The 23,420-nt window shown below is 66.5% G+C and carries 17 protein-coding genes; 4 read left to right on the forward strand and 13 right to left on the reverse strand.

Going from position 1 to position 23,420, the window contains the following annotated elements:
* Positions 1 to 101 precede the first annotated feature (101 nt).
* From dnaK to ACCQ12_RS07600, 4 genes are all read left to right on the forward strand, one after another.
* Positions 102 to 2,027 (forward strand): molecular chaperone DnaK, encoded by a 1,926-nt coding sequence (dnaK, locus tag ACCQ12_RS07585; RefSeq protein WP_372383299.1) that lies wholly within the window; start codon positions 102 to 104, stop codon positions 2,025 to 2,027.
* A gap of 160 nt (positions 2,028 to 2,187) precedes the next feature.
* Positions 2,188 to 3,315 carry a molecular chaperone DnaJ gene (gene dnaJ, locus ACCQ12_RS07590; protein WP_047696736.1) on the forward strand — a complete coding sequence of 376 codons (1,128 nt, stop codon included), beginning with the start codon at positions 2,188 to 2,190 and terminating at the stop codon, positions 3,313 to 3,315.
* Between the two features lie 357 nt (positions 3,316 to 3,672).
* Entirely contained in the window at positions 3,673 to 4,581 is a 909-nt protein-coding gene (gene pdxY, locus ACCQ12_RS07595) for a pyridoxal kinase (protein WP_228313656.1), read from the forward strand.
* Positions 4,578 to 5,708 (forward strand): prephenate dehydrogenase, encoded by a 1,131-nt coding sequence (locus tag ACCQ12_RS07600; RefSeq protein WP_184374095.1) that lies wholly within the window; start codon positions 4,578 to 4,580, stop codon positions 5,706 to 5,708. Before pdxY ends, ACCQ12_RS07600 begins: the two co-directional genes overlap by 4 nt.
* A 239-nt stretch (positions 5,709 to 5,947) precedes the next feature.
* Here ACCQ12_RS07600 and ACCQ12_RS07605 read toward each other — a convergent pair whose 3' ends face one another.
* From ACCQ12_RS07605 to ACCQ12_RS07665, 13 genes are all read right to left on the reverse strand, one after another.
* On the reverse strand, positions 5,948 to 6,142 hold the full coding sequence (locus ACCQ12_RS07605) for a hypothetical protein (RefSeq protein WP_166752672.1): 195 nt from the start codon (positions 6,140 to 6,142) through the stop codon (positions 5,948 to 5,950).
* Positions 6,143 to 6,545: 403 nt separating this feature from the next.
* Positions 6,546 to 7,949 (reverse strand): TolC family protein, encoded by a 1,404-nt coding sequence (locus ACCQ12_RS07610; protein ID WP_372383300.1) that lies wholly within the window; start codon positions 7,947 to 7,949, stop codon positions 6,546 to 6,548.
* Positions 7,946 to 9,031 carry an efflux RND transporter periplasmic adaptor subunit gene (locus tag ACCQ12_RS07615; protein WP_372383301.1) on the reverse strand — a complete coding sequence of 362 codons (1,086 nt, stop codon included), beginning with the start codon at positions 9,029 to 9,031 and terminating at the stop codon, positions 7,946 to 7,948. The genes ACCQ12_RS07610 and ACCQ12_RS07615 overlap by 4 nt, the downstream gene beginning before the upstream one ends.
* The gene (locus ACCQ12_RS07620) at positions 9,015 to 10,703 is read right to left on the reverse strand and encodes an ABC transporter transmembrane domain-containing protein (protein WP_047696729.1); all 1,689 of its coding nucleotides are present in this window, start codon (positions 10,701 to 10,703) and stop codon (positions 9,015 to 9,017) included. Before ACCQ12_RS07620 ends, ACCQ12_RS07615 begins: the two co-directional genes overlap by 17 nt.
* An 89-nt stretch (positions 10,704 to 10,792) precedes the next feature.
* Positions 10,793 to 11,692: a hydrogen peroxide-inducible genes activator gene (locus ACCQ12_RS07625; RefSeq protein WP_104580012.1), complete on the reverse strand. Its 900-nt coding sequence runs from the start codon at positions 11,690 to 11,692 to the stop codon at positions 10,793 to 10,795.
* Positions 11,693 to 11,779: 87 nt separating this feature from the next.
* Positions 11,780 to 13,546, reverse strand: coding sequence for an ABC transporter transmembrane domain-containing protein (locus ACCQ12_RS07630; RefSeq protein WP_166750373.1), 1,767 nt, complete (start codon positions 13,544 to 13,546; stop codon positions 11,780 to 11,782).
* Complete coding sequence (locus tag ACCQ12_RS07635) at positions 13,543 to 14,145, reverse strand: IMPACT family protein (protein ID WP_372383576.1); 603 nt, start codon at positions 14,143 to 14,145, stop codon at positions 13,543 to 13,545. The genes ACCQ12_RS07630 and ACCQ12_RS07635 overlap by 4 nt, the downstream gene beginning before the upstream one ends.
* A 228-nt stretch (positions 14,146 to 14,373) precedes the next feature.
* Positions 14,374 to 14,967: an LOG family protein gene (locus tag ACCQ12_RS07640; RefSeq protein ID WP_047696722.1), complete on the reverse strand. Its 594-nt coding sequence runs from the start codon at positions 14,965 to 14,967 to the stop codon at positions 14,374 to 14,376.
* Positions 14,968 to 15,125: 158 nt separating this feature from the next.
* A complete protein-coding gene (gene lpdA, locus ACCQ12_RS07645; protein WP_184374097.1) occupies positions 15,126 to 16,562 on the reverse strand; it encodes a dihydrolipoyl dehydrogenase in 1,437 nt (478 codons plus the stop codon).
* Positions 16,563 to 16,708: 146 nt separating this feature from the next.
* Positions 16,709 to 17,920, reverse strand: coding sequence for a dihydrolipoyllysine-residue succinyltransferase (sucB, locus tag ACCQ12_RS07650; RefSeq protein ID WP_166752674.1), 1,212 nt, complete (start codon positions 17,918 to 17,920; stop codon positions 16,709 to 16,711).
* Between the two features lie 40 nt (positions 17,921 to 17,960).
* The gene (locus ACCQ12_RS07655) at positions 17,961 to 20,789 is read right to left on the reverse strand and encodes a 2-oxoglutarate dehydrogenase E1 component (RefSeq protein WP_047696717.1); all 2,829 of its coding nucleotides are present in this window, start codon (positions 20,787 to 20,789) and stop codon (positions 17,961 to 17,963) included.
* A gap of 180 nt (positions 20,790 to 20,969) precedes the next feature.
* Positions 20,970 to 21,902: a GNAT family N-acetyltransferase gene (locus ACCQ12_RS07660; RefSeq protein ID WP_372383302.1), complete on the reverse strand. Its 933-nt coding sequence runs from the start codon at positions 21,900 to 21,902 to the stop codon at positions 20,970 to 20,972.
* Positions 21,899 to 23,380, reverse strand: coding sequence for a ribosomal protein uL16 3-hydroxylase (locus tag ACCQ12_RS07665; protein WP_372383303.1), 1,482 nt, complete (start codon positions 23,378 to 23,380; stop codon positions 21,899 to 21,901). Before ACCQ12_RS07665 ends, ACCQ12_RS07660 begins: the two co-directional genes overlap by 4 nt.
* Between the last annotated feature and the right edge of the window lie 40 nt (positions 23,381 to 23,420).

A 23,420-nucleotide genomic window follows, 5' to 3' on the forward strand; every position in this document is an offset into this window, starting at 1 on the left:
ACAGATGCGCACGGATGGCTTGAACACCTGCGCACCACCCCCACATCTCAGCCAGACCCGGCGTCGCCGGACACAGCTACAGAATCATCAGGAGCGTATCCATGGGCAAGATCATTGGTATTGACCTCGGCACCACGAACTCGTGCGTGGCGATCATGGACGGCGGCAAGGCCCGCGTCATCGAAAATTCCGAGGGCGACCGCACCACGCCCTCGATCGTCGCCTACACCAAGGACGGCGAAGTGCTGGTCGGTGCCTCGGCCAAGCGCCAGGCCGTGACCAACCCGAAGAACACCTTCTACGCGGTGAAGCGCCTGATCGGCCGCAAGTTCACCGACGGCGAAGTGCAGAAGGACATCTCGCACGTGCCGTACGGCATCCTGGCGCACGACAACGGCGATGCCTGGGTGCAGACCAGCGATGGCAAGCGCATGGCGCCGCAGGAAATCTCCGCGCGCGTGCTGGAGAAGATGAAGAAGACCGCCGAAGACTTCCTCGGCGAGAAGGTCACCGAAGCGGTCATCACCGTGCCGGCGTACTTCAACGACAGCCAGCGTCAGGCCACCAAGGACGCTGGCCGCATCGCCGGTCTGGACGTCAAGCGCATCATCAACGAGCCGACCGCGGCAGCCCTGGCCTATGGCCTGGACAAGAACGGCGGCGACCGCAAGATTGCCGTGTACGACCTGGGCGGCGGCACCTTCGACGTCTCGATCATTGAAATTGCCGAAGTCGATGGCGAGAAGCAGTTCGAAGTGCTGGCCACCAACGGCGACACCTTCCTGGGCGGCGAAGACTTCGACAACCGCGTCATCGAGTACCTGGTCGACGAATTCAACAAGGATCAAGGCATCGATCTGCGCAAGGATCCGTTGGCGCTACAGCGCCTGAAGGACGCGGCAGAGCGCGCCAAGATCGAGTTGTCGTCCAGCCAGCAGACCGAAGTGAACCTGCCGTACGTCACTGCCGACGCCTCGGGCCCGAAGCACCTCAACATCAAGTTGACGCGTGCCAAGCTCGAAGCGCTGGTCGAAGACCTGGTCAAGAAGTCGATTGAGCCGTGCCGCACCGCGTTGAACGACGCCGGCCTGCGCGCCAGCGACATCAACGAAGTGATCCTGGTCGGCGGTCAGACCCGCATGCCGAAGGTGCAGCAGGCGGTTGCCGATTTCTTCGGCAAGGAACCGCGCAAGGACGTCAATCCGGACGAAGCCGTGGCCGTGGGCGCTGCGATCCAGGGCGGCGTGCTGGCCGGCGACGTCAAGGACGTGCTGCTGCTGGACGTGACCCCGCTGTCGCTGGGTATCGAAACCATGGGCGGCGTGTTCACCAAGATCATCGAAAAGAACACCACCATCCCGACCAAGGCGTCGCAGACCTTCTCCACCGCCGAAGACAACCAGTCGGCCGTGACCGTGCACGTGTTGCAGGGTGAGCGCGAGCAGGCCCGCTTCAACAAGTCGCTGGCCAAGTTCGACCTGTCCGGCATCGAGCCGGCGCCGCGCGGCATGCCGCAGGTGGAGGTGTCCTTCGACATCGACGCCAACGGCATCCTGCACGTCTCGGCCAAGGACAAGAAGACCAACAAGGAACAGAAGGTCGAGATCAAGGCCGGTTCGGGCCTGTCGGACGAAGAGATCCAGCGCATGGTCGCCGACGCGGAAGCCAACCGCGAAGAAGACAAGAAGTTCCAGGAGCTGGTGCAGACCCGCAACCAGGCCGATGGCCTGATCCACGCCACCCGCACCGCGATCACCGAGCATGGCAGCAAAGTCGGTGGCGATGTGATCGGCAAGGTGGAAGCGGCGCTGTCGGATCTGGAAACCGCCATGAAGGGCGACGACAAGGCGCAGATCGAAGCGCGCAGCAAGACGCTGGAAGAAGCCGGCCAGTCGCTGTACGCCGCGGCTGCCGCAGCAGAGCAGGGCGGCAACGCCGATGCGGCCAGCGGCAATGCGCAGGCTTCCAAGGCCGCCGACGACGTGGTGGACGCCGAGTTCACCGAGGTCAAGGACGACAAGAAGTAAGCCGTGATTCGGGAGTCGGGAGTGGGGATTCGCACGCCGCCGTGCGGGTGAGTCCCCACCCCGATATCCTCTACGCGTCGCGTCGCCAGGGCGGAACAGCACATGCTGTCCGCTTTCGCGTTTCAACGAATCTCAAATCACGAATCCCGAATCCCGGCTTATGAGCAAACGCGATTATTACGAAGTGCTGGGCGTGGCCCGTGGCGCCAGCGACGAAGAGCTGAAGAAGGCGTATCGGCGTTGTGCAATGAAGCACCACCCGGACCGCAACCCCGGCGACGCTGCTGCCGAAGCGGCGTTCAAGGAGTGCAAGGAAGCCTACGAAGTGCTGTCCGATGGCAATAAGCGTCGTGCCTATGACGCGCACGGCCATGCGGCGTTCGAGCACGGCATGGGCGGTGGTGGCGGGCCTGGTGGCCCGGACATGGGAGATATCTTTGGCGATATCTTCGGCAATATTTTTGGCGGTGGCGCCGCCGGTCCGCGCGCTGCGCGACGTGGTGCCGACGTCGGTTACGTCCTGGAACTGGATCTGGAAGAAGCCGTCGCCGGCATCGAGCGACGCATCGAGATCCCGACCCTGATCGAGTGCACGCCATGCCATGGCAGCGGCTCGGAAGACGGCAAGGTCGAGACCTGTGGTACCTGCCATGGACGCGGCCAGGTCCGCATCCAGCGCGGCATCTTCGCGATGCAGCAGAGCTGCCCGCATTGCGACGGGCGCGGCACGTTGATCCAGAACCCGTGCAAGACCTGCCACGGGGCAGGGCGCGTGGAAGAGGACAAGGTGCTGTCGATCAAGGTGCCGGCCGGCGTGGATACCGGCGACCGGATTCGTCTGGCAGGCGAGGGCGAGGCCGGTCCGGCCGGTACACCGCCGGGCGATCTGTATGTGGAAGTGCGCGTGCGTGAGCATGCGATCTTCCAGCGCGATGGCGACGACCTGCACTGCGAAGTGCCGATCCGCATCTCGCAGGCGGCGCTCGGCGATACCGTCCGCGTGGCGACCTTGGGCGGCGAGGCGGAAATTCGCATCCCGGCCGAAACCCAGACCGGCAAGCTGTTCCGCCTGCGCGGCAAGGGCGTGCGCTCGGTGCGCAGCCGCAGCGAAGGCGATCTGTATTGCCGCGTGGTGGTGGAAACCCCGGTCAACCTCACCGCCGATCAACGTGAGCTGCTGCAACAGTTCGAGGCCACGTTCACCGGTGAGGATGCGCGCAAGCATTCGCCCAAGTCGGCCACCTTCATCGATGGCGTCAAGGGTTTCTGGGACCGTATGACGTCGTAAGCGACGTCTGTCTCGCGGGGAGCGACAGGAGACGCCATGCGTTTCCCGTCGCGGCAAGACCTCATTCCTTCTCCCATCGGGAGAAGGTGTCCGAAGGGCGGATGAGGGCGAGCCTGCAGGGGCATCAGCCGCTCGTCCCTCAATCGATGGCCAAACGTGGCAGCCACTCACCTCGCATTACCATTGACACGCCAGGCGCGGTCGTGGCAACGCTCAACGGCGTTCGGTATGGCAATGCATCGAGCAGCTGCCATCTCGTGCCATCCGTACACGCCGGATCACACTGATCCACTACCCGCGTATCCGCTCACGCGTTGCGGAGGATAATGGCGTCATCTCTACGAAGACGGCCACCCCATGAGCGATGCAACCGACAGCCACCTCGTCCACGGTCGCCGCCAGCGCCCCGACGGTCCTTCGCCGATCGATGTGATCTCGGTGCAGTCGCAACTGGTCTACGGGCACGCCGGAAATAGCGCTGCGGTGCCGCCGCTGCGCGCGCTGGGGCTACGTGTGGCCGAAGTGCCGACGACGCTGCTGAGCAATGCGCCGTTTTACGCCACGTTGCGCGGCCGTATCCTGCCGGCGGACTGGCTGGCCGACCTCCTGCTCGGCGCCACCGAACGCGGCCTGCCGCAGCGTGCACGCATGCTGGTCTCCGGTTACTTCGGCAGCCTGGCGAACGGCCAAGCTTTCGCCGACTGGCTGGAGCAGACCTTGCCGCAGGCGCCGCAGCTGCGTTATTGCCTGGACCCGGTGATTGGCGACACGCACACCGGCCCGTATGTGGAACCCGGGCTGGAGCGCGTGTTCGCCGAGCGTTTGCTGCCGCACGCCTGGCTGGTCACGCCCAATGCCTTCGAACTGGGGCGTTTGACCGGCTTGCCCAGCCTGCAGCAAGACGATGCCATCGCCGCCGCACGTGCCTTGCTGGCACGCGGGCCGCAGTGGGTGCTCGCCCACAGTGTGGCCGGTGCAGCAGGCGAGCTGGTCACCCTGGCGGTCAGCACGGAGGCGGTCTATCGCTGGGCCAGCCCGCATCTGCCGGTGGACGTGGCCGGCACCGGCGATGTGCTGATGGCCTTGCTGATCGGCTTGTTGCTGCGCGATGTACCGTTCGAGCAGGCGGTGGGCCACGCGCTCAGTGGCGTGCACAGCGCACTGGAGGCGACCTTGGCGGCGGGGTACGAAGAGTTCGACGTGCTGGCCGCCGCGCCGGCTGCGCTCGCGGCATCGCCGCGTTTTGCCGTCGAGCGCCTGGCATGATTCCCCAGCCGGTCGTCGGCATCGTCGGCATTGCCGGCGCGTACGGACGCTGGCTGGCGCAGTTCCTGCGCACGCGCATGCAGCTGGAAGTGATCGGCTTCGATCCTGCCGACAGTGGCGGCATCGACGAAGCCACCCTGGCGCAGCGGGCGGACGTGCTGATTTTTTCCGCGCCCATTCGCCACACCGCCGCCTTGATCGAGCGCTATGTCGCGCTTGCCGGCGCGCGCGCGGCATCGCAGCTGTGGATGGATGTCACCTCGATCAAGCAGGCGCCGGTGGCGGCGATGCTGGCATCGCCGGCCGAGGTGGTCGGTCTGCATCCGATGACTGCGCCACCCAAGTCGCCCACGCTGAAGGGGCGGGTGATGGTGGTATGCGAAGCGCGCCTGCAGCGCTGGTCCACGTGGGTACAGACCTTGTGCACGGCCCTGCAGGCCGAATGCGTCTACGCCACGCCCGAGCACCATGACCGGGTGATGGCGCTGGTGCAGGCGATGGTGCATGCCACCCATCTGGCACAGGCCGGCACCTTGCGCGACTACGCGCCGCTGCTGGGCCAGTTGCAGGCCTTGATGCCGTATCGCTCGGCATCGTTCGAGCTGGACACGGCGGTAATCGCGCGCATTCTCTCGCTCAACCCCGCGATCTACGAAGACATCCAGTTCGGCAACCCGTACGTGGGCGAAATGCTCGACCGCTTGGTCTTGCAGCTGCAACAGCTGCGTGCACTCGTCGCGCAGGGCGACGATGCCGCACGCGCGCAGTTCCGGGCCCGGTTCCTGCATGACAACGCGCAGGCCCTGCAACACGACGCGCTGGCCGCCGGCAACTACACCTACGAACGGGTGGGCTATCTGCTTGCAGATCTCACCGAGCCGTTGACCCTGAGCGTGTACCTGCCGGAAGACCAGCCTGGTTCGCTGCGCGCGCTGTTGCATGTGTTCGAGCAGCACGGGGTGAATCTGTCGTCGATCCATTCCTCGCGTACGCCGGTGGGCGAGTTGCACTTCCGGATCGGCTTCGAGCCCGACAGCGACCGGGTGGCGCTGACCCAGGCGGCGAGCGAGATCGACCGCAGTGGCATCGGGCGCGTTCTGGAACGGTCGGATCGCGCCGTTGGTTGAAGCACTGTCGGTTCACTGTCCGACGCTTGTGGCAATCACCGTAGCGCACTCGAGCGTGCACATGCGCCGCGCAGTTGTTCGGTGCGCTAAGGCACCGCCTGCGCGAGGCACAGGTAGCCGGCAACGGTTTCATCCACACAGGGTGTGGATGAAAGCTGCACAAGCATGTGGATAACCGGGCGCAGCCCTTGCACAGCAAGGGCTGCCGGTTTGCTGGTCAAAAAATGATCAACACCGTCTCAAGGCATGGAAAGCTGCAGCTCGCCGCCTTCGGTCACGAAACGCTGGCCCTGCCGATGCAGATGGCGGCCATCGGGAAGTTCATACCGTGGCGCGGCGTGCGTTTCGGATGTGGATGCGTGCTCGTCGCGGAACTCGATGATGACGTACGGCTCGCCATCTGCACCAATCGCGGGAAATTGCCGGAAAGACATAGGCACCTCCGAAAGAGTCGAGGGTTGCAATGCGGATCATCGGCCCGCACCACCAGCGCGTGCTGGCACGCCGAGCATGCGTAGCCACGTGTTACCCAGGCGTCATTGCGCAATCCGGCGACAACGGGAAGGTCGAGCCCGCTGGGCGCGCTGCTATGTCATGCGCGCCCGGCAACGCTGCAGCGGACGATGTGCACGTTCACACCAGCGCCCGGTCGCGGCGATCGCGAGGGACCGCCAAGAGCGATGGCGCGGAGACTGGGTACTTGCAGCACGCGGCTGACGCGGGCGCCTGGCAAGGCCGCGCCCACAATCGCTTGCGCGAAAAACCTCAAGACCTGGGTGGGCTGGGGCGCCATGCACCGCCAGGCAGTGCGGTACGCCCGTGCCAAAGCGCCACGCATCAACGGCTCAGCTGCAGCGCGTCCCGGTCGGCCGTGGCCGCGGCCAGTTCGGCGCGTGCCGACGCAATGCGCGCCTGCGCATCGATCAGGCGCACGCGCGCGTCGTTGGCGGTTTCCTCGCGCTGATTGACCAGGAAGAAATCGCCCGAGCCCAGCTCGAAGCGGCGTCGCTCGGCGGCAGCCAGGCGGTCGGCCAGGCCGCGTTCTTCGTCGGCGATCTTGGCCAGGCGCTCGGCGGCATTGAGCGAGATGACGATGGATTCCACCTCCACCGAGATCTGGTCGCGCAGGAAACGGCTGCGTTGGTCCAGCGCCTCGATCTCGGCGCGCGCTTCGGCCACGCGGCCCTTGGCGGAGCGATTTTCCAACGGCACGCTGAAACGGAACCCGATGATCGCATCGGTCTGCGAGCGGTTGGGGCCACCCACGCCCGGGTCGCCCAGATCCTTGCTGACCTCGAAACTGACATCCAGCCGTGGTTTCAGATCGTTCTGCGCCAGCATCAGCCGTGCGGTGGCCTGATCGATGCGGGTCAGCACGGCGCGGTAATCCGGGCGTTCCACCGGCGCGGTGATCTTGCTGGCACCGGCCAGCCCTTCCAGCGCGGAGGTGTCTGCCGGCAGACGCTCGTTGGAGACGATCAGCGGCATGCCGGCCTCGTCGCGCAGGTACAGCGACAACGCGTTGGCGGCGTTGGCAAAGTCCTGCTCCGAGCGCACCACCAGGGCGCGACGGCGAACCAGGTTCTGGTCGTTCTCGGTCAGCAGGATGGTTGGGCGCGCGCCCAGCGTGACCTGCCGCGAAATCGCGTTGCGTCGCCGCTCGGCCAACTCCAGCAGGTCCTTGTAGGCGCGCAACTTCAACCCGGCTGCCACCCAGCTCTGGTAGGCATCCACGGCGCGGCGCTGCACGCCGATCGCCACCATTTCCGCTTCGTACCGGGCTACATCGATGTCGGCGCTGGTGACGCTGCGACGGGTGCGGCGTTCGTCGACCACGCGGTCGCGCAGCAAGGCATACAGCGCCCCGACCTTCACTTCGCCGCCGCGGTCGGTATAGGACTTGTCTTCGTAGACCGGAAACGACCCACGCGACGAGCGGTAGCCGCCGTAGTAATAACCGCCGTTGTTCTCGAACGGCCGCTTGACGCCGGTTTCGATGGTGCTGCCGTCGTAATAGCCGGCCTCGCGCGAGCGGCCCTCGATATCGAACACGGTGTCGAACGCACCGTCGGCGGAGATGCCCTTGCCTTCGGCCTGGCGCACCTTTGCCAGCGCTTCGACGATCTGCGGTGCGGAACGGGCAGACGATTGCAGCACCTCGTCCAGGCTCAGCGGCGCGGTCTGGGCGAATGCGGCACCGGGGCACAGTGCGATCAGCAGGACAAGCAGACGGTGCCTCATTTCTTGCCCGTCTCCTCGTCTTCGGACTTGGAGGCGGCAGGCTTGGTCTTGCCATCCTCCTGCGTGGTCGCGGCGGGGCGGCGGCCAAATTCCAGCGGGAAGTTGTTGAGCTGGCGCCACAGTTCGTAGCCCACCCGCACCGTTTCGCCCTGCACCCAGCCGCGCACCTTGCCGCCCTGGCGGGCGAATTCCTGCGCCGGCCATGCCGGTTTGCCAGGCTGGGGTTCGACCAGGATGCGGAACAGGCCGTCGGGCGCGGCGTTGGGGTCGATGGCGCGCACGCGGCCGTCGAACATGCCGTGCGCTACCGACGGCCAGCCGCTGAACTGGATCGCCGGCCAGCCTTCGAACTCCAGCCGCACCGGGCGGCCAGGACGAATCAGCGGCACGTCGCGGCCGTCGATGTACAGCTCCACCGCGCGCTCCACGCGCTCCGGCGCGATCACCGCCAGCACCGTGCCGGGCGAGACCATGGCGCTGCCGCTGGCGGCGTTGAGTTGCTGCACGCGGCCATCGCGCGGCGCGCGCACCAGCTGCGCGGACTGGCGGTTCAACTGGATGTCGATGCGGGTCAGCTTGGCGCGCGACTCGGCCAGCTTGGCATCGGCCTCGGCCACCTTGATCTGGGTCAGCTCGTAGTCGCGGCGGCCGGCCAGCCCTTCGTCCAGCAATTGCTTGCTGCGCGCGACATCAATGCTGGCAACCGCGCGTGACTGCTGGATGGCGGTGATTTCCGCCGCCACCTGCGCGCGCTCGCTGGCCAGGCGGGCGAGCAGATCCGGGTCCAGGTCGCCGACGCGGGCGATCGGGTCGCCCTTGGACACGTGCTGGCCATCGTGCACGTACCAGCGCTCCACCCGGCCGGGCACGAAGGCGGTGACCTGTTGCTGGCGATCGCCTGGATCGAGCGAGACCACCTGGCCCTTGCCGCTGGCAGTCTGCACCCAGGGGGCGAACGCCAGGATGGACGCAGCGATGGCAACGCCGATCAGCAGCATCCACGCCAGCGCCTTGGCGATGCTGGGCGGCCGCATGGACGCCAGGGTAGGGAAGTGCGCGATCCGGTCAGGGGCGTGCTGCATTGTCTGCCTCCTGGGTGGATGCGATCAGTTCGGCGCGGGTGGCGTAACGTTGCTGGCGCTCGGGCTCCAGCCGGAACCAGCCATCCAGGGTGATGTCCTCCGGCCGGCCGGTGCACAGCAGGACGGTGGTCCCGGCCTCCTTCAAGCGGCGCAGCACCCGGGTCAGGCGCTCGGCGGGCAACAGGTCGTACAGCTGCGACAACATCAGCACGCGCGGGCGCACCAGCAGCGCATTGGCCAGCTTCAGCGCCATCACCTCGCCGATCCACAGCGGGAAGCCGGAAGCAGCGAGCCGGGTGTCCAGTCCCTGCGGCAGCGCGGCGATGCGCGCGCGCAGCCCCACCGTGTCGATGGCTTCGAGCATCGCTTCGGACGTCACATCGGCCGAGGCCATCGCCAGGTATTCGCGGATGGTGACCTCCACGATGGTCGGGCGATCGAGCACGGTCACTTCCGAACGCAGCAGGTACATGTCGAAGGTGGCCATGTCGGCGCCGCCCACCATCACCAGGCCGCGATCGGGTACCACGTGCCGCTTGAGCACCATCGCCAGCAAGCGCTCGGCGCCGCCGTCGGCCAGCGTCACCAGCTGCTCGCCGGCGTCCAGCGCGAAATCGAACCGCGCCCCTTCGATCACCACGCCATCCAGCCGCACCGCGCTGTTGCCGGGCGTCTTGCCGGCCGCGGCCACCGCGCGTTCCTGTGGGATGGCGTACAGCAACGACAGTTCTTCTGCGCTGGCGACCAGGTCGTAAAACACGTCCAGGTACGAGCCCAGCTGCGCAATGCCGTAGAACACCGCGCTGAGGATCAGCTCGGCCGCCACCAGCTGGCCGATCGACAATTCGCCGCGCAGGATCAGGCTGCCGCCCAGCGCCAGCAGCGCTGCGCTGGCCACCGCATAGGTCAGCAGGAACGCCACGGTCTGGGTGAAGGTGTAGCGGAAATGACGCCGATGCTGTGCGACGTAGGCAGCGGTGACCGCCTCGGAGCGGTCCATCGCGAAATTGAGGTGGCGGCTGGATTTGTAGAAGCCGTTGGAGCCGCCGACGCTTTCCAGCCAGTGCGCGGCATTGTGCTTGGCGTGGCTCAGCTCGACCGCGGTGCGGATCGAGCCGCGCGACCAGATCATCCAGATCGAGAAGATGGTGAGCAGCAGCAACGCGTTGAAACCCAGGAAAAACGGGTGGTAGAAGCTGGTGACGATCAGGCCCACCGCCGATTGCAGCACGATGGTGAAGGCGCCGACCGCCAGGCTGGGCACGGCCTTCTGCACCACCACCAGATCGAAGTAGCGGTTGAACACGTCGCCACGGTTCTGGTCGGCGAAGAACGGGTTCTGCGCGTGCACCGCACGCACGGTGATCTCGGCCACCACCCGCGCGAACAGGCGGCGCTCGAACAACGCCATCATCCACACCCGCATGGCGCTCAGGCAGGTCACCAGCAGCAGCAACCCCAGCAACAGGCCCGACAGCGTCCACAGCGGGGTGGGCAGCGCGGTGTTGGCAACGCTGTTGATCAGCAACTGCACCGAGATGGGCGTGGCCAGCGACAGCAAGCTGATCGCAACGCCGTACACCATGGCAAGACGCACATACGGCATGTCCGGCCCGACGATTTCCGCCAGCCAGCCCACCGCTTCCCGCCATCCGATCCGCTTGGCCGCCATTCGCTATCCGTTGATGAGTTCAGTGAAACATTGACGAGTTGCCGGCCCTGGAACAAGGCTGCGGCGCTTATTCAGCGCATAGGATTTTCCTATGCGGCTACCGCACGCAGCAGATCGGCGATCAAACCGAAGGCGGGCGCGCGACCGGCACCCTGCCGCCAGAGCAAACCGATCTCCCTATAGTAGCGCCCGCCTTTGACCGGCCGAACCACCACGTCGTCGCCTTCGCGGATTTCCTGGCGTACGTACAGGTCCGGGAGCAATGCAAGGCCCATGCCCATGCCGGCCATCTGGCGGATCGCATCCAGACTGGTGCCTTCGTAATCGCGCAGGACATGGGCACCGACCTCCATCGCAATGGCGGCCACCTGTTCGGCCAGGCGGTATTCCGGCATCAGGGTGAGCAGGTTGGCGCCGCACAGGTCAGCCGGGGTGATCCAGCGCTTGCTGCGCAGCGGGTGATCGGCGGCCATGGTGACGTGCAGCGGTTCGCGGAACAGCCGCTCGCTGTGCAGGCTGCGTCCGGCCACCGGCAATTGCGCCAGGATCAGGTCGTGCACGCCGTTGGCCAGGTCGCTGGCCAGCACCGTCGGCAGACCCTCGCGCACATGCACGCGCAGCGCCGGGTGCTCGCGGTGCAGGCGCGCGACCAGGCTGGGCATCAGATAGGCGCCCAGGGTCGGCGAGACACCGAGGCGGATGGTGCCGATCAACGGATCGGCCGAGGTGGCGCGCACTTCCTCCAGATCGGTGACGTCGAGCAGGATGCTGCGCGCGCGGTCGAGCAGGTCGCGGCCCAGCGGGGTCAGGATGGCCGGCACGCCGCGCTCGAACAGCGGCGCACCGATGATGGTTTCCAATGCACGGATCTGCTGCGACAGCGATGGTTGCGAGACGCCCATCTGGTCGGCGGCACGGGTGAAGCTGCCGGTATCGGCCAGCGCGACGAAATAACTGAGCTGGCGGAGGGTGGTCTTGGGGCGGGGCATGGGCACGTCGGTCGGGGCAGTTTGCCCGGGGGCGCTGCGCCGGCTCGTCCGACGCGCATCGCCCCACGGGTCGGGATCAAGCCGGGGTCATTGATCGATGAACTGCAAGCGCGCCAGCTCGGCATACAGGCCACCTTCGGCGATCAGCTGCGCATGCGTGCCCTGTGCCACGATGCGGCCGGCATCCATGACCACGATGCGGTCGGCCTTGAGCACGGTGGCCAGGCGGTGCGCGATGACCAGGGTGGTGCGGCCCTGCATCAGCCGGTCCAGTGCCTGTTGCACGGCGCGCTCGCTCTGCGCGTCCAGTGCGCTGGTGGCCTCGTCCAGCAACAGGATCGGCGCGTCCTTGAGCAGCGCACGCGCGATCGCCACGCGTTGCTGCTGGCCACCGGACAGGCGCGTGCCACGCTCACCGAGTTCGCTGGCGTAGCCCTGCGGCAGTGCCTGCAGGAATCCATCGGCCTCCGCAGCGGTGGCCGCGGCTTCCACGTCGGCCGCGCTGGCCTCCAGCCGACCGTAGCGGATGTTGTCGGCTGCACTGGCGGCAAACAGGGTGGGTTGCTGCGGGACCAGGGCGATGTGTTCGCGCAGCCGCACCGGGTCGGTCTGGCGCAGGTCCACCCCGTCGATGCGCACGCTGCCGCTGGCCGGGTCATGGAAGCGCAGCAGCATCGACAGCACGGTGCTCTTGCCGGCTCCCGAGGGACCGACCAGGGCAACGGTTTCGCCCGGGCTGACCTGCAGGTCGAAGCCATCCAGCGCCGGCGCGTCGGGACGCTGCGGGTAATGGAACACCACCTGGTCGAAATGGATCGCGCCACGCAGGGGGTGCGGCAGCGGCGTGGGCACGGGCGGCGCCACGATCGCCGGTTGTTCTTCGAGCAGTTCGCCGACCCGGCCCATGCCGCCGGCAGCACGTTGCAACTCGTTCCAGACCTCGGCCAGCGCGCCGACCGAGCCGCCGCCAATCAAGGCATACAGCACGAACTGCCCCAGCGTGCCCGGCGTCATGCGCCCGGCCACCACGTCGTGCGCGCCCAGCCACAGCACCGCGACGATGGCGCCGAAGATCAGCACGATCGCCACCGCAGTGACGCCGGCCTGGGTGCGGATCCGCAGCCGCGCGGTGTCGATGGCGGCAAACAGCGCCTGGCTGAAGCGCTGGCTTTCGTAGCGCTCGCGCGCATGCGCCTGCACGGTGCGCACTGCGCCCAGCGTTTCGGCCGCCAGGGTATTGGCATCGGCCACGCGGTCCTGGCTGGCACGCGAGATCTTCTGCAGCCGGCGTGCGCCCAGCACGATCGGCAGCACCGCCAGCGGAATGCCGATCAGGGTGAAGCCGGCCAGGCGCGGGCTGGTGACGAACAACATCACCATGCTGCCGATCACCGTCACCGAGCTGCGCAGCGCCACCGACATGGTGGTGCCGATCAGCCCACGCAGCAGCTCGCTGTCTGCCGACAGCCGCGACACCAGCTCGCCGCTGCGGCTGCGGTCGTGAAACCCGGCATCCAGTCCGATCAGGTGCGCGTACAGCCGCCCGCGCAGGTCGGCGACGACCTTTTCGCCCAGCAGCGAAACGAAGTAGAAGCGCGCTGCCGTGGCCAACGCCAGCACCACCGCCACCGCAAACAGCAGCGCGAATGCCTGGTTGATCTGTGCGCCACCGGAGAAGCCGTGGTCGATCATGCGCTTGACCGCGGCCGGCAGGCTCAGCGTGGCCGCCGACGACACCGCCAGCGCAATCAGCCATGCCGCGAACAGGCCGCGCTGGCGTTGCACGAATGGCCACAAGGTGCGCAGGCTGCCAAGCTTCCGCAACGGACTGGGCCTGGCGGCTGGCTGATTCATGCGGTTTCCGGAAGTGAGAGATGGACACGATTGCGAGTGGCGTCGCACAGGCGCGTTTTCAAGCCGGCAAGCTGATCTGCAGGCAGTTGCACGCGTAGCGCTGCGCCTGTCGCGTCGAACTGCTCGTCCAGTTTGTCGGCGTGGAAGGCGGCAAGCGCGGCGTGCACCAGGCCGAGATCGTCGAACTGGCAGTGCAGGTCGAGCAGCGTGACCGCGATCAACTGCCGCCGCGTTGCCAGGCGCAGGCATTCGGCGGCTGTGCCACCATAGGCGCGGACCAGTCCTCCGGCACCAAGCTTGATGCCGCCATACCAGCGCGTGACGATCACCACCACCCGATCGAATCCCTGGCCGTCGATGGCCGCCAGGATCGGCCGGCCGGCAGTGCCGCTCGGCTCGCCATCGTCGCTGGAGCGGTAATCCTGCCCAAAGCGATAGGCCCAGCAGTTGTGCGTGGCATCGGGCGTGGAGACGCGCTGCACGATCTCCAGCGCCTGGGCCGCAGTGTCGAGCGCACAGGCATGGGCCAGAAAGCGGCTGTGCTTGATGTCCAGGCTGTGGTGCGCGTCAGCGGCGAGGGTATCGAGCATCGCTGCCATTCTAAGCGAGGCAGCGATGCCGGTTGCCGCAGTCGTGGTGGCGGACTGGCAGACCCTGGCTGTCGGGTTGGCGCTGCGGCCGCGGAGCGCAGCCGTTGCGGATGGAATAGTGGCGAGCGATCTCACCCTCGGTGGATCGGCGAGTTGACGCGGGTGCCGGCCAGTTTCACCGCACGTCGTCGCAGGCACGGCGCGCGATGAAACCAGGTGAGCTTGAGGTGTCCTCGACTACACCAGCGTCGCGCGACGCTTTTCGTCGATCCACTTGGACGCCTGCGCCGGCGTGTAGTGCTGCATCCACTCCAGCATCTGCGCGATATCGGCGCCGTACCACAGGTCGGTGCGCTGATCCGGGTGCAGGAACCGTTCTTCCACCATGCGATCGATCATGCCGATCAGCGGCGCATAGAAATTTTCGATATCCAGGAACGCGCAGGGCTTGTTGCCGATGCCGAGCTGGCGCCAGGTCAGCATTTCGAAAATCTCTTCCATGGTGCCGAAACCGCCGGGCAGGGCGACGAAGGCATCGGACAGCTCGAACATGCGCATCTTGCGCTCGTGCATCGAGCCGACGATCTCAAGCTCGGTCAGTCCGCGGTGCGCCACTTCCCAGTCCGCCAGCTGCTTGGGGATCACCCCTGTGACCTGGCCGCCGGCGGCGAGTACCGCGTTGGCCACCGTGCCCATCAGGCCGACGTTGCCACCGCCGTAAACCAACCGCAGGCCTTGCTCGGCGATGCGCGTGCCCAGGGCGGTGGCGCGTTCGGCATAGGCCGGTTTGTTACCGGCGTTGGAACCGCAGTAGACGCAGATGCTTTTCATGGGATTCGGGAGTGGGGAGTGGGGAATTGGGAATGGTTAAAGCAAGAGCAAAAGCGGAAGCCGGAACGCATGACGCCGGACCTAGGTCCGGCGTCAGCACAAGAGTGAGCAAGGGAGCGCTTCTACGATTCCCGATTCCCCACTCCCGATTCCCGGCCTCAGTTCGCCTTATGGATCGCGCGCTTGCTCACGGCCATCGCGGCATCGTGGATCGCCTCGGACAGGGTCGGATGCGCGTGGCAGATGCGGGCCAGATCATCCGCCGAGCCATTGAACTCCATCGTCAGCACGCCTTCGTGCACCAGCTCGGACACGCCCACGCCCACTAGATGCATGCCCAGCACGCGGTCGGTCTCGGCATCGGCAATCACCTTGACGAAGCCGGCCGGCTCGCCCATGGCGACCGCACGCCCGATCGCCGCGAACGGGAAGCTGCCAGCCTTGTAGGCGACACCTTCGGCCTTGAGCTGCTGCTCGGTCTTGCCGACCCAGGCAATCTCCGGTTCGGTGTAGATGACCCACGGAATGGTGTCGAAGTTGACGTGGCCCGGCAGGCCGGCGATCAGTTCGGCCACCGCAATGCCTTCTTCGAAGCCCTTGTGCGCCAGCATCGGGCCGCGCACGCAGTCGCCGATTGCCCACACGCCGTCCACGCCGGTGTGGCAATGCCCGTCGACCTCGATCTGGCCACGGTCGGTGACCTTGACCCCGGTGCCGTCGGCCAGCAGGTTCTTGGTCGCGGCCTTGCGGCCCACGGCCACCAGCAGCTTGTCCACGGTCAGGGTCTGCTCGCCCGCGGCGTCGGTGTAGCTGAGCACCACCTGCTTGGCATCGCCGCTGCCGGTGATCTCGGTCTTGCTGACCTTGGCGCCGAGCTTGATGTCCAGGCCCTGCTTCTTGAATTCCTTCAACGCGGTCTTGGCCACTTCGGCATCGGCCAGCGACAGGAAGTCGGGCAGCGCTTCGAGGATGGTGACCTCGGCGCCCAGGCGCTTCCACACGCTGCCCAGCTCCAGGCCGATGACGCCAGCGCCGATGACGGCCAGACGCTTGGGAACGGCGGTGAAATCCAGGCCGCCGACGTTGTCGACGATGGTGTCGCCGTCGAACTTGGCGAACGGCAGTTCGATCGATTCCGAACCGGCCGCCAGGATCACGTTGGTGCCCTTCAGCTCGATTTCGCCGCCTTCGTGCTGGGTCACCTTGACGACGTTGCCCGGCTGCAGCTGGCCGAAGCCGTAGTACGGGGTGATCTTGTTGGCCTTGAACAGCATCGCGATGCCGCCGGTGAACTGCTTCACGATCTTGTCCTTGCGGCCGATCATGGTGGGCACGTCCATCTTGGCGTCGTTGAAGCTGATGCCGTGGTCGCCGAACAGGTGGCCCATGTTCCAGAACTGGCGCGAAGAATCCAGCAGCGCCTTGGACGGGATGCAGCCCACGCGCAGGCAGGTACCGCCCAGGGCGGGCTTGCCGTCCTTGCCGAGTGCGGCGTCGATGCAGGCGACCTTCATGCCCAGCTGGGCCGCGCGGATGGCGGCGTGATAACCGGCCGGACCGGCACCGATGACGACGACGTCGAATTGTTCGCTCATTTCATTTGCTCACGGGAATGGGGAATAGGGAATGGGGAATCGCAACAGCGCATGCGCCTGTCGCGTGCCATCCAGGTCCAGGCGGGAATGGAGCGGGCGGTGGGCGCTTGTCCCATTCCCGACTCTCCATTCCCGATTCCCGGCTCTTAAAGGCCGAACAGCATGCGGCCCGGGTTTTCCAGCTGGTTCTTGATGTCGACCAGGAACTGCACCGAGTCCTTGCCGTCGATGATGCGGTGGTCGTAGGACAGTGCCAGATACATCATCGGCGCGATCACGACCTGGCCGTTCTCAGCGATCGGACGTTCCTTGATCGCGTGCATGCCCAGGATGGCGCTCTGCGGCGGGTTGATGATCGGGGTGGACAGCAGCGAGCCGAAGGTGCCGCCATTGGTGATGGTGAAGGTGCCACCCTGCAGATCGTCCAGGCCCAGCTTGCCGGCGCGCGCCTTGGCGGCGTAATCGGCGATGCCCTGTTCGACCTCTGCAAACGACTGGCGCTCGACGTTACGCAGCACCGGCGTGACCAGGCCCTTGTCGGTGGAGACGGCAATCGAGATGTCGCTGTAACCGTGATAGATGATGTCGTCGCCGTCGATCGAGGCGTTGACCAGCGGGAAGCGCTGCAGCGCGTTGGCGGCGGCCTTGACGAAGAAGCTCATGAAACCCAGCTTGATGCCGTGCGCCTTCTGGAACTCGTCCTGCAGCTCCTTGCGTGCGGCCGACACCTTGGCCAGGTTGACCTCGTTGAAGGTGGTCAGCATCGCGGTGGAGTTCTTCGACTCCATCAGGCGCTTGGCGATGGTCTTGCGCACGCGGGTCATTGCCACGCGCTCTTCCGGACGGGCGCCGGAGGCCTTGCCCACGCCGCCGGCCTTGGCGAAGTTGACGATGTCTTCCTTGGTCACGGCGCCGCGACGGCCGGTGCCCTCGACCTGCGACGGATCCACGCCCTGGGTGATCGCGGCAAAGCGCGCACCCGGCGGCAGCGAATCTGCAGCGGACTTGGACGCCGGTGCAGGTGCCGCGGCAGCAGCCGGTGCCGGCGCGGCAGCAGGCGCTGCCGCAGCGGCCGGTGCATCGGCCTTCTTCTCTTCAGTCGGTGCAGCCGCAGCCACGGCGCCTTCTTCGATGATCGCCAGAATCTGGTTGCTGGTGACCGTGCTGCCGGCCTCGAACTTGATTTCCTTCAACACGCCGTCGACCGGCGAAGGAACTTCCAACACGACCTTGTCGGTTTCCAGGTCGACCAGATTCTCGTCGCGCTTGACCGCTTCACCGGCCTTCTTGTGCCAGCTGGCGATGGTGGCGTCGGAAACGGATTCGGGCAGTACCGGAACTTTGACTTCGGTGGCCATTCGGGGAGCGTCCTAGGGTTTTCGTTCTTTGGGGAAGGAGTTATTCAGCGACTTGGTCGTTGAACGGATTGAGCAACGCATCGGCGACCAGCTTCTGCTGTTCGGCGATGTGGTCGGCCATGTGGCCGGCGGCAGGCGAGGGCGAACGGGCGCGGCCGGCGTAATGCAGGCTCTGGCCACCGGCCAGGCAGAAGTTCAGGTGATGGCGGATCTGGTACCACGCACCCTGGTTCTGCGGTTCTTCCTGGCACCACACCACGTCGGTGGCATTGGCATAGCCCTTGAGCTCGGCTGCCAGCTGCGCCCGTGGGAACGGGTACAGCTGCTCGATACGCACGATGGCGACATCGTCCTGGCCACGCTTGGTCTGGTCTTCGAGCAGGTCGTAATAGACCTTGCCCGAGCACAACACCACGCGCTTGACCTTGGCCGCGTCGGCCTTGGCATCCGGGATCAGATGCTGGAACTGCCCGTCGGCCAGTTCTTCCAGGCTGGACACCGCCAGCTTGTGGCGCAGCAACGACTTGGGCGTCATCACCACCAGCGGCTTGCGGGTGGTCATGCGCATCTGGCGACGGATCATGTGGAAGCACTGTGCCGGCGTGGTCGGCACGCAGACCAGCATGTTCTCCAGCGCGCACAGCTGCAGGAAGCGCTCCAGACGCGCAGAGCTGTGCTCCGGGCCTTGCCCTTCGTAACCATGCGGCAGGAACAGCGACAGGCCCGCGATACGGCCCCACTTGGCTTCGCCGGCGGCGATAAATTGGTCGATCACCACCTGCGCGCCGTTGGCGAAGTCGCCGAACTGCGCTTCCCAGATGCACAGCGCATTCGGGTCGGTGGTGGAATAGCCGTACTCGAAGCCCATTACCGCTTCTTCGCTGAGTAGCGAATCGATGATGGTGGCGTCTTCCGGGTTCTCGACCAGCTGGCGCAGCGGCAGATAGTAGTTGTCGTTCTTCTGGTCATGCAGGATCGCGTGACGGTGGAAGAACGTGCCACGACCGGCATCCTGGCCCACCAGGCGCAGCTTGTGGCCTTCGGCCAGCAAGGTGGCGTAGGCGAGGTTTTCGGCAAAGCCCCAGTCGCCGAGCTGATCGCCAGCGGCCATCTTGACGCGGTCGTCGTAGATCTTGGCAACGCGGGCGTGCAGCTCCACGCCCTCGGGGATGGTGGTGATCAGCTTGGCCAGACGGTCCAGCTGATCGCGCTTGACGCGCGTGTCCACCGGATCGGCGGCGGTGCCGACCAGATACTTGGACCAATCGATGGCGAATTCGTCCGGCTTGCGCTTGGCCAGTTCGGTGGTGTACTCGCCCGAATCCAGCTTGTTGCGGTAGCCGTCCACCAGCGCCTTGGCCTCGTCGGCGCTCAGCACGCCCTCGCTTTCCAGCTTGGCGGCGTAGAGCTCGCGGGTGGTCTTGTGCTTGCGGATGGTCTGGTACATCACCGGCTGGGTCGCTGCCGGCTCGTCGGCTTCGTTATGGCCCCAGCGGCGGTAGCAGACCAGGTCGATGACCACGTCCTTCTTGAACTGCTGGCGGAATTCGTAGGCCAGCTTGGACACGAACATCACAGCGTCCGGGTCGTCGCCGTTCACGTGGAAGACCGGCGCGCCGATCATCTTGGCGACGTCCGTGCAGTACAGCGTGGAGCGGGCGTCGTCGCGGGTACTGGTGGTGAAGCCGATCTGGTTGTTGACGACAATGTGCACCGTGCCGCCGACCGCGAAACCGCGTGCCTGCGACATCTGGAACAGCTCCATCACCACGCCCTGGCCGGCAAACGCGGCATCGCCGTGGATCAGGATCGGCAGCACGCTCTTGCGCTCGGCATCGCCGAAACGCTCCTGGCGGGAGCGCACGCTGCCCACCACGACCGGGTCGACGATTTCCAGGTGCGAGGGATTGAACGCCAGCGCCAGATGCACCTGCTTGTCGGTGCCGACGGCGATGTCGGCCGAGAAGCCCATGTGGTACTTGACGTCGCCGGTGTGCGCGCGGTCGTCATGGGCATGCTCGAACTTGCCTTCGAATTCGTCGAACAGCTTGCGCGGGTTCTTGCCCAGCGTATTGACCAGCACGTTGAGGCGGCCGCGGTGGGCCATGCCGATCACGATGTCCTTGACCTGATCGTTGCCGGACTGGCGAATGATCTCGTCCATCATCGGAATCAGCGAGTCGCCGCCTTCCAGCGAAAAACGCTTCTGGCCGACGTACTTGGTGTGCAGGTAGCGCTCCAGGCCTTCGGCGGCGGTGAGCCGCTCCAGGGTGCGCTTGCGGCTGGCCGCATCGCCGGCAATCCGGCCGCCCGCATCTTCCAGGCGCCGGTAGATCCACTGGCGCTGGTCGAACTCCTGGATGTGCATGAACTCTGCGCCGATGGTGCTGGCGTAGGTCGCCTTCAGGCGAGCCAGCAGATCCTTCAGCTTCATCCGCGGCTGGCCGCCGACGCCACCGGTGCTGAACTCGCTGTCCATGTCCGCCTGCGAGAGGCTGTGGAACGGCAGGTCCAGATCGGGCGGGTTGACCGGCGGGGTGAGCCCGAGCGGATCGAGCTGTGCGCCCAGGTGACCGCGCGCACGGTAGGCAGTGATCAAGCGGCCGACATTGCGCTCGCGCTCGTCGCTGGCGCCCGCGCCGGTCCCGGCATGGGCGGCCTGCTTGGAGGCGCTGAGGATGTGGGCAATGGCCGCCGAGTGCGGCACATCACCGGCATCGCGACCATTGAAGCCGTCGAAATAACTCTTCCACTTCGGATCGACACTGTCCGGGGCGACGAGGTACTGCTCGTACAGATCCTCGATATAGGCGGCGTTGCCGCCGGCGAGCTGCGATGACTGCGCGAACTGCTTTAGGAGATTATCCACGATGGTAAGTCGGGTCTGCTGTGGGGATGACTGTTCGGAAGCGGCAGGGCGAGATGCCCTATCGGTCGGTATCGAATCTCGAAAAATTATACCCCCTTGCGCTGGTGAGGGGGCGTCTGCGAGCTGACCGGCCGGGTAGACCAATCGGCATCGCGCCTACGTGGCAAGGGCGTTGCGGCGTCAAATGCCGAGTGCGCGCGGCTCGTTCCAGAGCGCGCTGCGCTCCCATATCTGCGCGAATTCGCGCTCCAGCTGGCGACTGCGGGCCGCGCCGGACAGCCAGGTTTCGCCGTCGTCGAAACGATGGCCTGTTGGACGAAAGTAGTAGGCGTCATCGCCGACCACATATGCCGATGCATAGCTGGTATCGACAGGATCGCTGACGGCGCGGAACCGGAACACGCTCGGCAGGCGCTGGGCCAGACGCAACATCGCGCTGCTGCTGGCCGCGGCGCTGGCGGTGTCCTGCACCAGCACCTGCACGCGCTTGTCGTGCCGTGCAGTGGCGAAGCGTCGCAGTGCATCCAGTACCCCGGGATTGTCGAACAGGGGCGGGTCCAGGGCGCGGGTGTAGATCAGCAATTGCCGCCGCGCGCTGCACAGCAGGCCGGTGGTGGCGGCCAGGGCCGCACCGAGGGTATCCACCGCCATGGGGCCGTCGAGCCGGCGATGGACCGGCGTGCCGGGTGGATCGACGGCATCGGCGCTGCCGTCGGGTGACAGGTTGGCAGGGCCGTCGGGAAGAAAGCCCTGGCGTGCGAAGACCGCCCCGGCGTTTGCAGTCACACGGGCCTGCAGGCTGGGCCAGCCACGCTGGGCGGCGCTGGCCACGGCGGCGGCAAGCAGCTGATCCGACAGGCCGCGGCGGCGCCAGTCCGGCACCAAGCCGAGCCAGTCGACGCGCCGGTCCGGGGTCAGCCGGACCGAGGCGACCAGTTGGCCCTCCTCGGTGCGCGCGACCAGGTGCAGGCTGAGCGGGTCCAGCGCGTCCCACTCGGCCCCGGCCGAAGCGCCCGGGGCCGTGCCGCCGCAGGCCAGGCGCAGCGTACGCAGGGCGGCGGCGTCGGTGGCCGGGTCCAGCGAAACGATCTGTGGCCTGCCGTGTGGGCTCATGGACGAGGAGAGCTGCCTTGGTCTTCGTCGATGTCCGAGGCATCTTCGTCGTCGTCCCCGTTCTCGTTCTCGCCGAGCTCCGCTTCGGCGGAATCGACGCGCTCTTCCGGGGTATCCGCGTCGTCAGCGACCTCCTCGACCTCCGCAGCGTCGTCGATGGCATCGTCGGCCTCCACGGTATCGGCATCGTCATGCGCGTCGTCGTGATCGGCCGACACGCTCAGCGCTGCTGCCTGTGCGTCGTCGATGTCCTCGATGTCCTCGTGCGTATCCTCATGGGCGCGCTGGTAATGGCCCTGGGCCAGCAGCTCCAGCACTACCTCGCGGCCGCGTGCCGTCAGCTGGCCGTACAGCGCGCCATCGACTTCCTCGGCGGCCGCCAGGCGTGCGGCGTCCTTGGCGGAGAGCGCAAATTCCAGGCCGCTGCAGAACAGCGTGGCGCCGCGCTTGGCACGCCGCCAGGCCAAGCGCGACCACGGGTGGCGGTACAGCACCACGCCTTCGTCCAGGGCCTGTTCCACCGCTTCGCGTGGGATCGGCTCGGGCGCGGGCACCACGTCGCCGGAGGCGCGGTAGGTGGTCATGAACCGGCCGAACCAGTCGCCCAGGCGGTCCGGGTCGTTCATGCGCAGCGCGTTGAGCGCTGCGACCACGCGGTTCATCGCGGTGACGTCGATCTCGTACGGGTCGGCCGGCACCTGGAGGTCTTCATCGTGGTAGCGCACCGCTTCGTCGGCATCGGCGATCAAGGTATCCAGGTAATCGCCGATCAGCTCGGCCGAGGACGGGGCGCGGGTGCCGATGGAGAACGTCAGGCAGGCGTCTTCGGCCACACCGTGATGCGGGACCAGCGGCGGCAGATACAGCATGTCGCCTGGGCCCAGTACCCACTCGTGGGTGGGCTTGAACTCGCGCAGCAGCTTGAGGTCGACATCGTCACGGAACGCGAGCGGCGTGGGCTTGCGGCCCTGCGAGGTGCGTGCGTCGATCTGCCAGCGGCGCTGGCCCTGGCCCTGCAGCAGGAACACGTCGTAATGGTCGACATGCGCGCCGACCGAGCCACCGGTGGCGGCGAAGCTGATCATGATGTCGTCGATGCGCCAGCGCGGCAGGAAGCGGAAGTGCTCCAGCAGTGCGCGCACGTCGGCGTCCCACTTGTCCACGTCCTGCACCAGCAGGGTCCAGTCATGGTCGGGCAGGCCCGGGAAGTCGGTTTCCTGGAATGGGCCGGTGCGCACGTCCCAGCCGTCGGTGGCGCGGTCGTGGCTGATCAGGCGTGCCAGCACGCCGTCTTCGCAGGCCAGGCCGGCCAGATCTTCCGGCTGCAGCGGCGAGGCGAAGTCCGCGAAGGCATTGCGGATCAGCAGCGGGTGCTTGTGCCAGTAATTGCGCAGAAAGCGCTCCACCGGCATGCCCAACGGCTGACCCGGGCGGGCCTGGACTTCGATGACGGGAGGGGTTGCCTTGCGTGCAGCCATGGTGGGGTCCTTGCAGGGTATCGATGGAAGACTGGGGCGC

It is taken from the genome of Xanthomonas sp. NCPPB 1068 (genome assembly GCF_041479385.2).
In the GTDB taxonomy this organism is placed as follows: domain Bacteria; phylum Pseudomonadota; class Gammaproteobacteria; order Xanthomonadales; family Xanthomonadaceae; genus Xanthomonas; species Xanthomonas cannabis.

Bases quoted from the DNA above. Each gene is read 5' to 3' on its own strand.
- dnaK (WP_372383299.1), top strand. From the start codon at position 102: ATGGGCAAGATCATTGGTATTGACCTCGGCACCACGAACTCGTGCGTG.
- dnaJ (WP_047696736.1), top strand. From the start codon at position 2,188: ATGAGCAAACGCGATTATTACGAAGTGCTGGGCGTGGCCCGTGGCGCC.
- pdxY (WP_228313656.1), top strand. From the start codon at position 3,673: ATGAGCGATGCAACCGACAGCCACCTCGTCCACGGTCGCCGCCAGCGC.
- ACCQ12_RS07600 (WP_184374095.1), top strand. From the start codon at position 4,578: ATGATTCCCCAGCCGGTCGTCGGCATCGTCGGCATTGCCGGCGCGTAC.
- ACCQ12_RS07605 (WP_166752672.1), bottom strand. From the start codon at position 6,142: ATGTCTTTCCGGCAATTTCCCGCGATTGGTGCAGATGGCGAGCCGTAC.
- ACCQ12_RS07610 (WP_372383300.1), bottom strand. From the start codon at position 7,949: ATGAGGCACCGTCTGCTTGTCCTGCTGATCGCACTGTGCCCCGGTGCC.
- ACCQ12_RS07615 (WP_372383301.1), bottom strand. From the start codon at position 9,031: ATGCAGCACGCCCCTGACCGGATCGCGCACTTCCCTACCCTGGCGTCC.
- ACCQ12_RS07620 (WP_047696729.1), bottom strand. From the start codon at position 10,703: ATGGCGGCCAAGCGGATCGGATGGCGGGAAGCGGTGGGCTGGCTGGCG.
- ACCQ12_RS07625 (WP_104580012.1), bottom strand. From the start codon at position 11,692: ATGCCCCGCCCCAAGACCACCCTCCGCCAGCTCAGTTATTTCGTCGCG.
- ACCQ12_RS07630 (WP_166750373.1), bottom strand. From the start codon at position 13,546: ATGAATCAGCCAGCCGCCAGGCCCAGTCCGTTGCGGAAGCTTGGCAGC.
- ACCQ12_RS07635 (WP_372383576.1), bottom strand. From the start codon at position 14,145: ATGGCAGCGATGCTCGATACCCTCGCCGCTGACGCGCACCACAGCCTG.
- ACCQ12_RS07640 (WP_047696722.1), bottom strand. From the start codon at position 14,967: ATGAAAAGCATCTGCGTCTACTGCGGTTCCAACGCCGGTAACAAACCG.
- lpdA (WP_184374097.1), bottom strand. From the start codon at position 16,562: ATGAGCGAACAATTCGACGTCGTCGTCATCGGTGCCGGTCCGGCCGGT.
- sucB (WP_166752674.1), bottom strand. From the start codon at position 17,920: ATGGCCACCGAAGTCAAAGTTCCGGTACTGCCCGAATCCGTTTCCGAC.
- ACCQ12_RS07660 (WP_372383302.1), bottom strand. From the start codon at position 21,902: ATGAGCCCACACGGCAGGCCACAGATCGTTTCGCTGGACCCGGCCACC.
- ACCQ12_RS07665 (WP_372383303.1), bottom strand. From the start codon at position 23,380: ATGGCTGCACGCAAGGCAACCCCTCCCGTCATCGAAGTCCAGGCCCGC.